Genomic DNA, 13,658 nt, shown 5'->3' on the forward strand with positions numbered 1-13,658 from the left:
TCGTCGGGGCGGTCACAGCCGGTACGTCACGTCGGCGCCGGCCCGCGGGTGCCGGCCGAGCAGGAGGAAGAGCACCGTCCGCTCGTCGGTGCCGTCCAGGCCGAGGGCGGTGTTCATGGCGACGTTGTCGAAGCCGAGGACCGCTCCGCAGCCGAGGTCCTGCGCGGCGGCCGCGCAGTAGGCCCGCTGCGCGACGGTGCCGACCTCGGCGTTGAGGATCCGGTAGCCGCGCGGCCCGAACACGTCGAGGACCGCGTCGGGGCGTCCGGAGATGGCCAGCACCGCGCCGACCTGACCCATCGTGTAGTTGGTCAGGAAGTACTGCTGTTGCAGGAACGCGGCCATCCCGCCGTCCGGCTCCGGACCGGCCGGCAGCACCGCGTGCCGCCGCTCGCAGTACGCGTAGCCGCCCGCCGGCAGCCCGTCCACGTGGTTGGCGAAGACCCACAGCCGGGTCAGCTCGGGCCCCCCGCCGGGCCGTTTCACGTCCGCCGGGTAGCGACGGCCGGCCGCGGCGACGGCGAGGGTCGTGCCGAGGTCGGCGACGGTCAGCTCGGGCGGGCGACGGAAGCGGCCGAAGCTGCTGGACCGCGCGGCGAACACCGTCGACAGGGGACGCGCGAGCCGGTCGAGCCGCACGGCGGGCAGGGCGACCGGTTCCCCGGGCAGGTCGCGGGGCGCGGCGTCGCCGACGGTGTCCGGGGCGGGCGCGGTGCGGGCCGCCGCCGCCCGGTGCACGGCGGTGACCGCCGGGAACTCCCGGACCCGCCGGGACCGCTCGAAGGCGGGATGCCGGGCCCGCACGTCGGCGGGCACCGCCGCCGGGCGGGCCGCGCCAGCACCGAAGTCCACGGGTACGACAGCGAAGACGCTCTCCGCGTCGCCGTCGAGGTCGAGCAGCCGGTCCAGCGGGGCCGGGTCGAAGCAGAGCAACCGCCGCAGGGGTACGCCGAGCGCCGGCGCCAGCAGGTCCCAGGAGCCGAGCAGCGCGCCGAGATCCTGGGTGACGACGTGATAGCAGAAGCTGTTGTACTTGAACGAGTTCTTCCAGAACCGGATGCTGGCCAGCAGGTAGCTGCCGCCGGTTTCGGGGCCGGCGGTGTCGCTGCCGCCCGTGTCGCTGCCGCCCGTGGCGCTGCCGGCGGTGTCGCTGCCGCCCGTGGCGCTGCCGGCGGTGTCGAGGGCGGCGCGGACGCCGCCGGTGACGTCACCGACGAGCAGCCGTTCCAGCACGTGCGCGCCGGTGTGGTAGTGGTAGACGCCCGGCAGCATCGGCGCGTCGGCCCCCGCCACCAGGTACAGCTCCACCGGGTACATCCCGCCACCGGACGCCGTGCCCCGGCCCCACACCGCGTGCTCGAAGTGCGCCCGCTTGGCGACGTCCTGGTTCCAGTTGACCGCCAGCCGCCGATCCAGCACCCCGTACGACAGGCGCAGCAGCGCGGCCAGCCGGGCCAGCGACCAGCCGGTCTCCGGCGGCAGCCGCACGCCGGTGTGCAGGTCGGCCAGGGTCGGCAGCTCGGGCAGCGCCACCGGCAGCGGCAGCCGGTGCGCGTCGGGGTAGCTCTTGTGCCGGGACGGCTGGTCGGCCCAGTCCACCTCGTAGTTGAGCGGTTCCATGGGGGTCCGGGCCCGGCGGAACACCGCCTCGGTGTACTCCCGGACGACCTCGATGGCCTCCTGCTGCATGACGCCGACTCCTACGGGAAGGGATGGGGGTGGGTGTTGCGGCCGGTGGCGCCGAGCCCGTCCGGGCCGTGCCGGCCACGGGCCACGAACCGGTCCAGGCGTTCGCTCCAGAGCACCCGTTGCCGCTGCCAGCCGAAGTCGATCGGGACCAGGGCCGGCGCCACGACCGCCATCGTGTGCACCCCGACGACCTGCTGCTCGGGGCAGGTCTGGTCGACCGCCACCACGTCGCCGCCGAGGTCGGCGATCAGATTCGCGAGGTACGTCATGTCGGCGCGCAGGTCGTCGTTCTCGGGCCGGACGGCGAGCCAGTCGCCGTACAGCTCGGACATGGACCGCAGCGGCGGGTCGTCGAACAGGAAGGCCGCGTGCCGCGCCATCTCCGGCAGCCCGTAGAGCAGCGCGTGGTGGCTCAGCTCGGTGACCCGGGTGTAGTCGCGGATCATCTCGCGCAGCTCGGGTTCACTGGCGGCCACCCGCTCGTCGAAACCGGGCACGTACGAGGCCGTCTCGCACAGCGCCGCGCGGACCGCGTCGTCCGGGTCGAGGCTGGCCCCGGCGGCGAAGCAGAGCTGCCCGAGCCCGTCGCCGCGCTTGACAGCCACCGCCGTGACCACCGGGACGGGCAGGTCCGCGCGGGTGTCGAAGAGCCGCACGTCGTAGCCGAGCAGGTCGACGCGGTCGAGCATGAAGTGCACCCGCTCGTCGCGGCAGGTCGCGGGGTCGATCTCGGCCAGCCGTGCCTTGCCGTACCAGGCGAGCAGGAACGCGTCCCGCTCCACGAGTTCGAGCATGCCGTGCAGCAACGCCTCCTCCGGGCAACTGCCGCTGGCGCAGCCGTTGGAGCACTCCTGGACGAACTTGCGCTGGTCGGTGCGGCGATCCAGGTAGTAGACGAGCTGTTCGGGGACGAGGCGGGGTTCCCCGTCGCGCAACGACCACCCCCACACCCAGTGCATCGGCTCGTCCGGGGCGTACTGCGCGTAGTAGTGCCCGTGCCCCTGGTAGAACGCCGGGTGGTAGCCCAGGCCGGACGGGTCCAGCGCCGCCGGGGCGAGGTTGGCGTAGCTGTCGAACACCTCGGTCCGCCGGCTGCGTGGGAACTGGCCGGCGTAGCGTTCCAGGCCCTCCAGCAGCGCGTACGTCTCGCTGCCGCCGTAGCTGTTGGCGTGCCCGCTCCACCACATCTCGTGCAGGTCGTAGCGGCTGCGGACCCGGAAGTAACCGGTCACCGGCGCGGTCGCCGTCGCATTGTACGCGCGCAGCGCGTTGCCGCCCAACGCGCCGACCACGGGGTTGGCCAGCGCGCCGACCGGCAGGTCGAGGGCGTCGGCCGCCCGCAGCCGGTAGGACGTCGGGTGGGGTTTCGGTCGACTGGTCAGCGCGGGCACCGCCGTCTCGGCGGTGTCCGGACCGGTGGTGGCACAGGCCGGGCACTCCGAGTCGGCCAGCGCATGCACCACAGTGGTCTCCAGGGTGTCCATCCGCAGTTGGTACAGCTCGGCGACGCCGGGGCGGGTGGCGCCGGCGCGGCAGGCCCGCCGGAACAGGTGCCACAGCGCGTCGACGGCGAACGGGGTCAGGTGCGGCAGCGGCGCCACCACCCCGACCGGCGCGGCGTGCTCCAGGGCGTGCCGCTCCTCCCGGAGCCGGATCGCCTGCCAGCGACGCTGTACGCAGAGCGGACAGGGGCCGGGCAGTCGCCCCGGTTCGCTGGCCCCGGTCCACCGGGGGCCGACCAGCGCGACCGCGCCGTGCAGCCAGATCGGCACCACGTCACCGGTGCGGTCCGCGCCGCTGTCGGCGTACGCGTCGGTGAGGCCCAGCGCGGCGATGCGGACGGTGATCCCGGCGGGCGGTGGCCCGTCCGGGCCGGCCCGCTCCTGGAGCCGTTCGTGGAACGCCTCGCCGAGCTGCTTGAGACTGCTGTCCCACCCGGTGGAAGTGGTCCGTACGTCGACGATCATGCGGTTCACCTGTCTGCGGTCGCTGCCTGCGGAAGTCGGGACCGGGGTTCCCCGCCGACGTGGCTCGCCGGCGGGGACACACCTCGCGGCGGCTATCCGCCGCCGCATCCGGTGCTCGTGCTGCTGCTGCAGCAGCTGGACGTGCTGCAACTGCAGCAGCTGGAGCAGGAACAGCTGGAGCTGGACCAGTCCATGACCATCGCGTCGATCGCGTCGACGTCCTCGATCTCGAACGTCTCCGTCTCCAACGCGCGGAGTTCCTCAGTCAGATCCGGCATTCCTCTACCTCCCCTCGGGCATGCGCGGGCCTCGACGCCGTCCGGCCGTCCGGAGCGGTCGGGTGGTGTCGAGGGTCAGCTGGTAGTGGGCAGGGCCGCGCAGCTCGCCGCGGACCGATTCGGGCAGAGCGGCGGCTACCAGGGGTCGGGTCACGGGCCTCTCCTCGTGCCGTGGACAGCGCCAGTCGTGGGTGGGTCTGCGTCCGCACCACCACGATGGAGCCGGCGGAGGCACGCAGGGGCTACTCGCCGGGTGTGGGCCGGCGGCGGTTGGTGCGTTCGGATGCGACGTCCCACCGGGGTGACTGGTTCGTGTCGGCGGTCGGGGTCAGGCCCCCGCTCACCCCGGTCAGCCGCAGCTGGAGGTGCTGGTGCTGGTGCTGCAGCAGCTCGACGTGCTACAGCTGCAGCAGCTCGAACAGGAGCAGCTGGAGCTGCTGGCGGCGAGCGCCTCGCCGCCGTCCGCCACCTCCTCGATCTCGAAGGTCTCGGTCTCCAGCTCACGGAGTTCGTCGTTGAGCGTGATCGGCATGTATCCACCTCCTTCCGGGTGCGTGCCTCGTCCGGACCACTGGTTGTGGTGGTTTCAGTCGGCCGTCCGGCCGTGGTGGCGCAGCAGCACCACGCCGCTGCGGAACGCCCCGTTGGCGCGTACGTCGCGGGTCGTGGTCTCGACCAGCAACGCGCTGGTCGACCGCGCGGCGAGCGCGGCCAGCACCGCGGCCCGGTCGGTGCCGGCGGCGGTCGCGCCCGTGGTGGTGGCGCGCCCGGTGAGGGTCGCCGGGTCGACGTCGGCGAGCAGCGGGTCCCCGAGGTCCGCGTCGGTCCCCTCGAAGTGCCGCACCTGAAGCCGGCCGACCAGGTCGCGTACCGCGGCGAGCCGGGCGGCGACGGCGTCGAAGCCGCCGGCGAGCCGCCAGTCGCGACCGGCCGGCGTGTCGGCGACGGCGAGCGCGGCGTGCGCCGGCGCGGCGCCGGGAAGGGCGTAGACGGCGAGCTGGCGGCCGAAGCGGTGGGCCGCCTTCACCACGAAGGCGGTGTCGTCGTCGGCCACCAACTCCTCCTCGGTGACCACGCTGGGCGCGACGCCGCCACGCAGCGCCGTGGTCAGCGCGTGGTACGCCAGGGCGTCGGCGAGCCCCTGGTCGATCACACCGTCGAGGCTGTCGGCCGCCACCGCTCCGGCGGTCGTCCGCTCGGCGAGGCCAGCGCCGTTCGCGCCGGAGGTGGGCAGCGCCAGCGCCGCGGGCACCCACACCGTCGCGGTGTCGCCCAACACCGTCGCCGGCAGCCAGCGCAGCGGCCGGCGCGGGTCGTCGTCCACCGCCGCGCTGGCGGTGTGCAGCTCGGTCCACGGCACCGGATGCTCGCCGCGCTCGCGCAGTTGCTCGGCGGTGGCGAGCAGGCCGGCGTGCGGGTCGGCGTAGCGGGCGGCGTGGTCGCGGACCGCCGTCCGGTACGCGGCCAGCCGCGCGCTCAACACCGTGTGCACGTCGAACGCTGTCACCTCGCGGGGTCCACGGCGTCCGGGCAGTCGTAGCCGGGCGGTCTTCAGCGGCGCCTGCTCCAGCGGGTCGTCCACGAACCGGGTGAACACCCCGGCGTTCGGCGACACCAGCGACTGGGCCCGCTGGTAGGTCTCGTCGTCCGAGCCGCCGGGCTGGTCCGGCCCGGCGACGTCCACGTCCCGGCAGACCGGGCAGGCCGGGTGCGGCAGCACCGCCTCCCGGGTGGATTCCAGTGTGGATCGGCGCAGCAGCAGCACGCCGTTCGCCGTGTCCGCCGGCAGCGCGCCGGTGAGCACCCGGAACAGCTCGAACGCGGCGGCGTTGCCGAGCATCCGCGCGGTCACCTCCGGCAGCGGCGCGGGCACGTCGACGTCGGCGCCGACGGCGAGGTGCCGCCAGAAGGTCGCGGCGTCGTCGGCCGGAGCGCCGGCGGTGAGCCGCAGGTGCGCGCAGAGCCAGCAGGGCGTCTGCCCCGGCGCGACCGTCGGGCCGACGACCGCCTGCTCGTCGTCGACGAGCACCGGCACCAGCAGCGGGCCGTCCCGGTGACAGGCGCGGGCCAACTCGGCCAGTCGGGGCAGGCCGCTCCGGTCGGCGCAGCACACCACCGCGTCGACGTCGGTCGTCCCGATCGGCCCGTCGTGGACGCGGACCTCGGCCGCCAGGCCGTCCGCGCGCAGCGCCGCCGCCTCGGCCCGCACCGCCTCGGCGTCGAACGCGGGATCGTCGTCCGGGTGCAGGTCGAGGTGCAGGCACCCGTTGCGCAACAGACCGCGGGCCGCGGCGACCAGCGTCTCTCCCCCACCGGCCAGCGCCACCCGGGCGGTGTGGAAACGCAGAAACCTGCCGGTCGGGTCGTCGGTGAAGTGGTCGATGAACTCGATCTGCGCGGCGAACCGGCGGGCCACCGGCTCGGCCAACAGCGTCCGCTCGCCGGCGTCCTTCGCGAAGCCACGGGCCAGCAGCGCGCGGACCAGCGTGAGCACCGTCTGCCGCTGCCCCTGGTCCAGCGTGGCGGTGATCTGCGCGAGGGTGTGCTCCCCGGTGAGGTACGGACCGACCGTGGTCAGCCAGCGGAACGCGGACCGCCCCTTGATCAGGAAGGCGGTGTCCGGACCGCGGAGATAGGCGCCGGCGGGCGCATCCAGGAAGACGACGTCGTGGCGCAGCTTGGGTCGCACTTCCAGGGTCTCCGCCGCATCGTGCGACACGCTCATCCGGGCTCCTATGCCAGCGATCATCATCGACTCGAAAGTGTCTACATGCTGCCCAAGGCCAATACGATCGTCAACATATTGTTGCGTGTCAGGAAGTGGTCGCAGTGAATTCAAGAATTTTCTGAAGACCGTCCGGCACGGGCTACCGGACCTGATCCACCTCCGCTAGTCTGTGGACGCCGTCGGGCCCCTTGCGCAGGTCAGAGGCAATCGGTCGAGGCAGGTGCGAGCGCTCCGACAGGTGTCAGTCCACGACGTTGACGATCCCCCGAAACCCGCTCCCACCTGCCTTAACGATCAGTTAATTGACGCGTGCACAATCAACCGAGCGTTACCGCGGGGAATGAGTAAGGACCGGCCAGATGAAGGTGCAGCGAAATCCTGGCGGTAGATTCCGCCACACCATCGGGCGATTGCGCCAGTCCGTTGGCTAATGACCGATTCGCCATTGACGTCCACGAGGTGACCAAGCGGTATCCCGGCGGCGTCACCGCCGTCGACGGGCTCACCCTGCGGGTCCCGTACGGGTCGGTCTTCGGCTTCCTCGGCCCCAACGGGGCCGGCAAGACCACCACCATGCGGATGCTGGTCGGCCTCGTCCGGCCCACCTCGGGCCGGATCCGGGTGTTGGGGCAACCCCCGGGTGCCCCCGACGGGCTACGCCGGGTGGGTGCCCTCATCGAGTCGCCCGCCTTCTATCCGCACCTGTCCGGTCTGGACAACCTGCGACTGGCCGCCCGTTACGCGGGGGCGGCGGACAGCGCGCCCGACCGGGTGCTCGCCGAGGTGGGCCTGAGCGAGCGCGCGCGTTCGGCGTTCCGGACGTACTCACTCGGCATGAAGCAACGTCTCGGCGTGGCCGCCGCGCTGCTGAAGGAGCCGAGCCTGCTGATCCTCGACGAACCGACGAACGGCCTCGATCCGGCCGGCGTGTCGGAGATCCGGGAGCTGCTCCGCTCGCTCGGGCAGCACGGGCGCACCGTGCTGCTCTCCAGTCACGTGCTCGGCGAGGTCGAGCAGGTCTGCGACCGGATCGCCGTGCTCGACAGGGGCCGGCTCGTCGCCGACGGCACCTCCGACGAGTTGCGCGCGGCGCTCGGCGGCGCGCAGCTGCTGATCGCGGCCGACCCGGTGGACAGGGCCGTGGCGTGCCTGCGCGACCACAGTGGCGTGCGGGCCGTCGAGACCGTCGACGACACCGTACGGATCAGCACCGACCCGGGGCTGGCCGCGGAGCTCAACCGCGCGCTCGTCGAGGCCGGCATCGACGTACGCGAACTGCGCCCGGTACGCCACTCGCTGGAGGAGGCGTTCCTGGAGCTGACAGGCACGACAGGGAGCAGCGAATGATCGCCTCGGTACGCGCCGCCTGGTTCGCGGACCGGAAACGGCCGGCCGTGTGGGCCGTCACCCTCACCTGGGTCGCGCTGGCGCTCGCCTTCGGCGTCGGCGTGCCGTACCTCGTGCACCTGGCGCTGGCCGGCGACCCGAAGCGGGCCGACGACGCGGCGTCGCTGTTGGACGCGGTCCTGCCCGGTCACCTCGTGCCCACCGGGATCGGTCTGTTCCCGCTCTTCGGCGGTGCGATAGTCGTGATTCTCGGCGCCGTCGTGGTCGGCAACGAGTACCGGTGGGGGACGCTCAACCTGATCTTCACCCAGCGTCCCCGGCGGGCTCAGGTGCTGGCCGGGCACGCCGTGGCGCTCAGCGCGCTGACACTGCTGCTCGTCGTCGTCACCTTCGCCGCGCTGGCCGCGGTGACCGCGCTGCTCGCCCTCGTGGAGGGACGCGGCCTGGACTGGCCGCCCGTCGGGGACCTGCTCGGCGCGGTCGCGGCGGCCTGGCTGATCTGCACCGCGCACGCCAGTCTCGGCTACCTTCTGGCCATCGCGTTCCGCAGCACCGCCACCGCCATCGCCGTCGGGCTCGTCTGGACACTCGTGCTGGAGAACGCGATCAGCGGCCTCGCCCTGGTCCTCAGCCCGCTCGAGGTCGTTGCGAAGCTGCTCCTCGCACCCAGCTCCGGCGCCCTCGCCGGGGCGCTGGGAGCACGCTCCCAGTTCGAGGGCGGCACCCCCGGGGTGCTCGACTCGGCCGGCGCCGCGCTACCCGTCGCCGTTCTCCTCGCCTACGTGGTGCTCATGTTCGGCTGGGGCACCTGGCTCGCCGTCCGGCGCGACGTCGGCTGACCGGAAAGGATGCCGCCATGGACTTCCTCCTCGCCTTCGTCATCACCGGGCTCGTCGCGTCCAGCGGCTGGATCGCCTGGGGCCTGTCCCGTGGCTGGTCGCGGGCCCGCGCCCGACGGCACGAGCTGCACCTCGCCCAGGCCCGGTCGGCGGCCGCGCTACGGCAGGCGGAGATTCGAGAGATCGAACTGGCGAACGAGACCTACCAGGACTTCGTCCGCCGGCACCCGGAGCCGTGAGGCCGCGCCGGCCCGGAGACGTGCGGCCGTGCCCTTCCGCGGCCGTGCGGCCGCGCCGACCGGGCGACCGGTCACGAGCGCGGTGGCGCGGCGCTGTCGCGGACGATCAGCTCGGTGGCGAGTTCGACCCGCGGGCTCTCGGTCCTCTCGCCGCCGGCGAGGCGCAGCACCGTCCGCGCGGCGAGCATGCCCATCTCGGCCAGGGGTTGCCGGACGGTGGTCAGCGGCGGCGAACACCACCGGACCTCCGGAAGGTCGTCGAACCCGACCACGCTGACGTCGTCGGGCACCCGTAGTCCGCGTTTGCGCACCGCCTCGTAGACGCCGAGCGCCATCTGGTCGCTGGACGCGAAGATGGCGGTGGGCGGGTCGGGCAGGGCCAGCAACTGGGTGCCGGCGCTGAACCCGGCCTCGTGGTAGAAGTTGCCGGGCCGGATCAGGTCGTCGTCGATGGGGATGTCGGCGGCCCCGAGGGCCGCCCGGTAACCGTCCATCCGGGCCCGACTGCACATCAGGTGCGGCGGACCGGCGATGAAACCGATCCGGCGGTGGCCGAGGCTGATCAGATACTGGTTCGCGCTGAGGCTGCCCGCCCAGTTGGTGGCGCCGATGGTCGGCGACTCCTGCGGGTCCACCCCGGCCGGGTCGATGATCACGACCGGCAGGTGCAGCCTGCGCAGCTCGGCCTGCAACGGCGGGTTCACCATCGAGGTCACGAAGATGACGCCCTCGGTGGAGCGCGTCCGCATGTTGTCGAGCCACTGTTTGGCCGAGGAGATGCGCCAGTGGATGGCGGAGACGACGGTGCCGACGCCGCTGGTCTGGCCGACGTCCTCCACCCCACGGATGATCTCCACGGCCCACGGGCTGTCCAGGTCGTTGAAGACCAGGTCGATGAGGGCCGCGTCGGTCCGTCGGGCCGGTGACCGGCGGCGGTAGCCGTGCCGGTTGAGCAGGGCCTCGACGCGCTCCCGGGTGTCCGGAGCGACGTCGGAGCGACCGTTGATGACCCGTGAGACAGTGGGCACGGAGACACCCGCCAACCGCGCGATCATGGCGATGGTGACGTTTCGGCCGTTCTCCGTGCCCACGGTCCCCCCTTCGTCGTACCGGTAACTCAGACAGGCTCGCGACGGCGCGGCGTCATCCCTTGACGCTGCCGGTCAGTCCGCCGATGAGCTGGCGTTCCGCCACCGCGTAGAAGCCCAGCGCCGGCAGCATGGAGAGCACGACGTAGGCGAGCACCCGCGCGGTGTCGTCGGCGTACTGCCCCTGGAACGCCTGGACGCCGACGGGGAGCGTCCACCAGCTCTGGTCGCTGAAGACGACGAGCGGGAGCATGAAGTTGTTCCAGCTCGTCACGATCGCCAGCACCGAGACGGTGGCCAGGGCGGGCCGGGCCATCGGCAGCAGGACCTTCCAGAAGAACCCGAAGGAGCCGCAGCCGTCGAGCACGGCGGCCTCCTCGACCTCGGCGGGGATGGTCCGGAAGAACTGCCGCAGGATGATGATGGTGATCGGCAGCCCGAAGGCGGCCTGGGGCAGGATGACGCCGAGCGGGTTGTCCAGCAGATCCATGCCGCGCAGCAGCACGAACAGCGGCAGGATCGCCACCGCGAACGGGAACATCAACCCGATCGCGAAGAGCGTCACCAGGAACTCGCGGCCCCGGAAGGCGTAGCGGGCGAACACGAACGCGGCCATCGCCGACGCCCCGACGACGATGACAGTGCTGGTCACCGCGATCAGCAGACTGTTGCCGAGCTGCCGCCAGAACACCCCGTTGCTCAGGATCTCCACGTAGTTGCCCACCCACGGGTCCGGCCAGCCCAGCGGGTTGGTGGACAACTGGCCGTTGTCCTTGAAACCGCCGAGCACGCCGAACCACACCGGCACGACGATGAGCGCGCCGATGGCGATGCAGACGAGATGCAGCAGGACGCTGCGGGTCCGCTGGGCGCGACTCGCCATGGCGGTCATCGCTGGCCTCCCTGGTTGGTGATCGCGCCCGCGGTGTCCCGCCGCAGAACGATGCGCTGGTAGAAGAGGGCGAAGACGAGGCTCAGCAGGAACATGACGATGCTGATCGCGCTCGCGTAGCCGACCTCGAAGCGGCGGAAGCCGAACTGGTACATCGTGACGGCCAGGGTCTCCGAGGAGTGGATCGGACCACCGCCGGTGAGCACCCAGACCATGTCGAACAGCTGGATGGTGCCGATGACCGACAGGAACACGCTGATCCGGATCGTCGGGCCCAGCAGGGGCAGGGTGACGTGCCGGAACGCCTGCCAGGAGGACGCTCCGTCGGTGACCGCGGCCTCGGACAGCTCCTTCGGGATGCCCTGCCGGGCCGCCAGGAAGAGCATCATGTAGAGGCCGAAGTACTTCCAGGACACCACGAGGAACACGGCGAACAGCACGGTGTCCGGGTCGGCGAAGACAGCGCCCGCGTCGGCGCCCAGCCACCGGGCGACGCCCTCGCCCAGCCCTCGGTTGGGTGAGAACACCAGGGTGAACAGCACGGCCGTGGTGACCTCGGAGAGCACGTACGGGGCGAAGAAGATCAGCCGGTAGACGGCCCGGCCCCGCAGTGGCTGGTTGAGGAGCATGGCCAGGGCCAGCGCGACGGGCAGCTGCACCACCAGGGAGAGCACCACCAGCACGAAGCCACGCCACAGGTCGCCCCGGAACGTCGGGTCGGCGAAGGCACGGGTGTAGTTGTCCAACCCGATGAAGTTCTCCGGCAGCCCGAAGCCGTTCCACTTGAACAGGCTGGCGTAACCGGCCACCACGATGGGAGCGAGGACGAGCAGCACGAACAGCGCCAGGGCGGGCGCCAGGAACACGGCGAGGACGCCGGCCCGGCCGGGCCGGGGCCGGCGACCACGCCTGCGCGTGGTGCCCGGCCCCGGTGCCGGCGGATCGGTCACCGGGTCGCCGCGCCTCAGCTGCGACACGGTCGATGGCCTGGTCATTCCTGCTCCACTCGGGTTCTACGGCCGGTTACGGATGGCTGGATTGTCACGATCAGACGGTCTTCGCCACCTGGGTGATGTCCTTGACGATCGCCGCCGGCGACTTCGTGCCGGCGATCAGCTCCGCGACGCTGTCGTTGATCTGCTGGCCGAGCGCGGGCGCGTACGCCTGGTCGAGGTAGAGCTGGAAGCCGGTGTTCTTGGCCAGGGCCTCCGCGACGGCCTTGTTGTTGGGGTCGGTGATGGCCGAGGTGGCCTCGGTGACCGTCGGGTTCACCGCGCCGGTCTGCGCGGAGCGCTTCTGGTTCTCGACGTTGAGCAGGAACTTCAGGAAGTCGACGGTGGCGGCCGGCGCGTCCTTGCCGACGGCGAAGCCGTTGCCACCGCCGAAGACCTCGGTCGCTGCGCCCTTGCCGCCGTCCACCGACGGGAACGGGAAGAAGCCCAGCTTGTCGCCGAGGCCCTTCTTGCTGGTGGAGCTGGACGCCTGCACGGCCGGCGCCCACTGCCCCATCAGCTCCATCCCGGCGTTGCCGTTGCCCATGGTGGCGGCCTGACCGTCGGGGGAGCCGAACTCCGCGCCGAGGAAGCCCTTCTGGAACGGCTGCAGGTCGACGAGCTCCTTGAGCCGCTCACCCGCGGCGACCAGGTCGGGGGTGTCGAAGTTCTTGCTGTCGACGGCCTTCTGCAGCGCGTCCACCCCGCCGATCCGCATCGCGAGGTACGACCAGTAGAAGTGCGCCGGCCACTTGTCCTTACCGGCCAGGGCGACCGGGGTGATGCCGGCGGCCTTGAGCTTGCGGACCGCGTCGAGCACGCCGTTCCAGGTGGTCGGGGTCTGCGTGATGCCGGCGCGGGAGAACAGCTCCTTGTTGTACCAGAACCCGACCATGCCGATGTCGAACGGAACGCCGTAGATCTTGCCGTCGATGGTGTACGGCTCCATGGCGGCCGGCAGGATGCCCTTGACCAGGTCCTTCACGTCGTCGGTGAGGTCCTTGACCAGACCCGCGTCGACCTGCTGCTTGAGCACGCCGCCGCCCCAGGACTGGAACAGGTCCGGCGGGTCGCCGGCCTGGGTGGCGGTGGTGAGCTTGGCCTTGAACGCCTCGTTCTCCAGCGGCTGGATGGTGAACGTGACGTTGCTGTGCGCGCTCTTGTACTCGTTCGACATCGCCGCCCAGACCGGGAGCATCGGCTCGGTGTTCTGGATGTGCCACCAGTTGATGGTCTGCGGAGCGTTCGGGTCGCTGGACGTGTCGTCGCCGCTACAGGCGCTCAACAGGTACGCGCCGGCGCCAGCGCCGGCGAGGCCGAGCAGCGAACGGCGGGAGAGGTGCGTGGTCATGATCCATCCCTTCGGGGACTCACGAAGTGCTCGGACGCCGGCCGGGCCGGCGGGGTGGGAACCTATGGATCTCCGGAACTTTCAAAGCTTCGCCGGTATTACCGGTCGATGGCCGGCACGCTACGAGCTGTTTCCGCAACGGTCAAGACCTCTGTCCTATTGCGAAAAGACCGGCTAGCGTAGGCAGGACTTCCAGCGATCCGGAGCCGCAAGTTTCCGGAAGTTCCAGCCAGCCCGTGCAGAGGAGC

The 13,658-nt window shown here is 71.7% G+C and carries 12 protein-coding genes; 3 read left to right on the forward strand and 9 right to left on the reverse strand.

The features are described 5' to 3' along the window. Positions 1-12 precede the first annotated feature (12 nt). The 5 genes from O7634_RS28215 to O7634_RS28235 form a co-directional block, all read right to left on the reverse strand. On the reverse strand, positions 13-1,689 hold the full coding sequence (locus O7634_RS28215) for a nitroreductase family protein (protein WP_278153161.1): 1,677 nt from the start codon (positions 1,687-1,689) through the stop codon (positions 13-15). An 11-nt stretch (positions 1,690-1,700) separates the two neighbouring features. Next, the gene (locus O7634_RS28220; protein ID WP_278153162.1) at positions 1,701-3,656 is read right to left on the reverse strand and encodes a TOMM precursor leader peptide-binding protein; all 1,956 of its coding nucleotides are present in this window, start codon (positions 3,654-3,656) and stop codon (positions 1,701-1,703) included. A 92-nt stretch (positions 3,657-3,748) separates the two neighbouring features. Beyond that, a complete protein-coding gene (locus tag O7634_RS28225; protein ID WP_089021435.1) occupies positions 3,749-3,934 on the reverse strand; it encodes a thiazolylpeptide-type bacteriocin in 186 nt (61 codons plus the stop codon). Between the two features lie 349 nt (positions 3,935-4,283). Continuing rightward, entirely contained in the window at positions 4,284-4,466 is a 183-nt protein-coding gene (locus O7634_RS28230; RefSeq protein ID WP_278153163.1) for a hypothetical protein, read from the reverse strand. Positions 4,467-4,520: 54 nt separating this feature from the next. Then, the gene (locus O7634_RS28235; protein WP_278153164.1) at positions 4,521-6,659 is read right to left on the reverse strand and encodes a TOMM precursor leader peptide-binding protein; all 2,139 of its coding nucleotides are present in this window, start codon (positions 6,657-6,659) and stop codon (positions 4,521-4,523) included. Positions 6,660-7,121: 462 nt separating this feature from the next. Here O7634_RS28235 and O7634_RS28240 point away from each other — a divergent pair, with 462 nt between their 5' ends. From O7634_RS28240 to O7634_RS28250, 3 genes are read left to right on the forward strand one after another with little or no spacing between them, the layout of a single operon-like run. Then, positions 7,122-8,009: an ABC transporter ATP-binding protein gene (locus O7634_RS28240; protein WP_278153165.1), complete on the forward strand. Its 888-nt coding sequence runs from the start codon at positions 7,122-7,124 to the stop codon at positions 8,007-8,009. After that, the gene (locus tag O7634_RS28245; RefSeq protein WP_278153166.1) at positions 8,006-8,848 is read left to right on the forward strand and encodes an ABC transporter permease subunit; all 843 of its coding nucleotides are present in this window, start codon (positions 8,006-8,008) and stop codon (positions 8,846-8,848) included. The genes O7634_RS28240 and O7634_RS28245 overlap by 4 nt, the downstream gene beginning before the upstream one ends. A gap of 17 nt (positions 8,849-8,865) precedes the next feature. Then, positions 8,866-9,087, forward strand: a complete 222-nt coding sequence (locus tag O7634_RS28250) for a hypothetical protein (protein ID WP_278153167.1) — start codon at positions 8,866-8,868, stop codon at positions 9,085-9,087. Positions 9,088-9,158: 71 nt separating this feature from the next. Here the strand turns inward: O7634_RS28250 and O7634_RS28255 are convergent, their stop codons facing one another. From O7634_RS28255 to O7634_RS28270, 4 genes are read right to left on the reverse strand one after another with little or no spacing between them, the layout of a single operon-like run. Further along, entirely contained in the window at positions 9,159-10,178 is a 1,020-nt protein-coding gene (locus O7634_RS28255) for a LacI family DNA-binding transcriptional regulator (protein WP_278153168.1), read from the reverse strand. A 52-nt stretch (positions 10,179-10,230) separates the two neighbouring features. Further along, positions 10,231-11,067 (reverse strand): carbohydrate ABC transporter permease, encoded by an 837-nt coding sequence (locus tag O7634_RS28260; RefSeq protein ID WP_278153169.1) that lies wholly within the window; start codon positions 11,065-11,067, stop codon positions 10,231-10,233. Next, complete coding sequence (locus tag O7634_RS28265) at positions 11,064-12,062, reverse strand: sugar ABC transporter permease (RefSeq protein ID WP_278153170.1); 999 nt, start codon at positions 12,060-12,062, stop codon at positions 11,064-11,066. Before O7634_RS28265 ends, O7634_RS28260 begins: the two co-directional genes overlap by 4 nt. A 52-nt stretch (positions 12,063-12,114) precedes the next feature. Further along, a complete protein-coding gene (locus O7634_RS28270; RefSeq protein WP_278153171.1) occupies positions 12,115-13,410 on the reverse strand; it encodes an extracellular solute-binding protein in 1,296 nt (431 codons plus the stop codon). Between the last annotated feature and the right edge of the window lie 248 nt (positions 13,411-13,658).

It is taken from the genome of Micromonospora sp. WMMD1120 (assembly GCF_029626235.1).
Lineage (GTDB): Bacteria > Actinomycetota > Actinomycetes > Mycobacteriales > Micromonosporaceae > Micromonospora.

Bases quoted from the DNA above. Each gene is read 5' to 3' on its own strand.
- O7634_RS28215 (WP_278153161.1), bottom strand. From the start codon at position 1,689: ATGCAGCAGGAGGCCATCGAGGTCGTCCGGGAGTACACCGAGGCGGTG.
- O7634_RS28220 (WP_278153162.1), bottom strand. From the start codon at position 3,656: ATGATCGTCGACGTACGGACCACTTCCACCGGGTGGGACAGCAGTCTC.
- O7634_RS28225 (WP_089021435.1), bottom strand. From the start codon at position 3,934: ATGCCGGATCTGACTGAGGAACTCCGCGCGTTGGAGACGGAGACGTTC.
- O7634_RS28230 (WP_278153163.1), bottom strand. From the start codon at position 4,466: ATGCCGATCACGCTCAACGACGAACTCCGTGAGCTGGAGACCGAGACC.
- O7634_RS28235 (WP_278153164.1), bottom strand. From the start codon at position 6,659: ATGAGCGTGTCGCACGATGCGGCGGAGACCCTGGAAGTGCGACCCAAG.
- O7634_RS28245 (WP_278153166.1), top strand. From the start codon at position 8,006: ATGATCGCCTCGGTACGCGCCGCCTGGTTCGCGGACCGGAAACGGCCG.
- O7634_RS28250 (WP_278153167.1), top strand. From the start codon at position 8,866: ATGGACTTCCTCCTCGCCTTCGTCATCACCGGGCTCGTCGCGTCCAGC.
- O7634_RS28260 (WP_278153169.1), bottom strand. From the start codon at position 11,067: ATGACCGCCATGGCGAGTCGCGCCCAGCGGACCCGCAGCGTCCTGCTG.
- O7634_RS28265 (WP_278153170.1), bottom strand. From the start codon at position 12,062: ATGACCAGGCCATCGACCGTGTCGCAGCTGAGGCGCGGCGACCCGGTG.
- O7634_RS28270 (WP_278153171.1), bottom strand. From the start codon at position 13,410: ATGACCACGCACCTCTCCCGCCGTTCGCTGCTCGGCCTCGCCGGCGCT.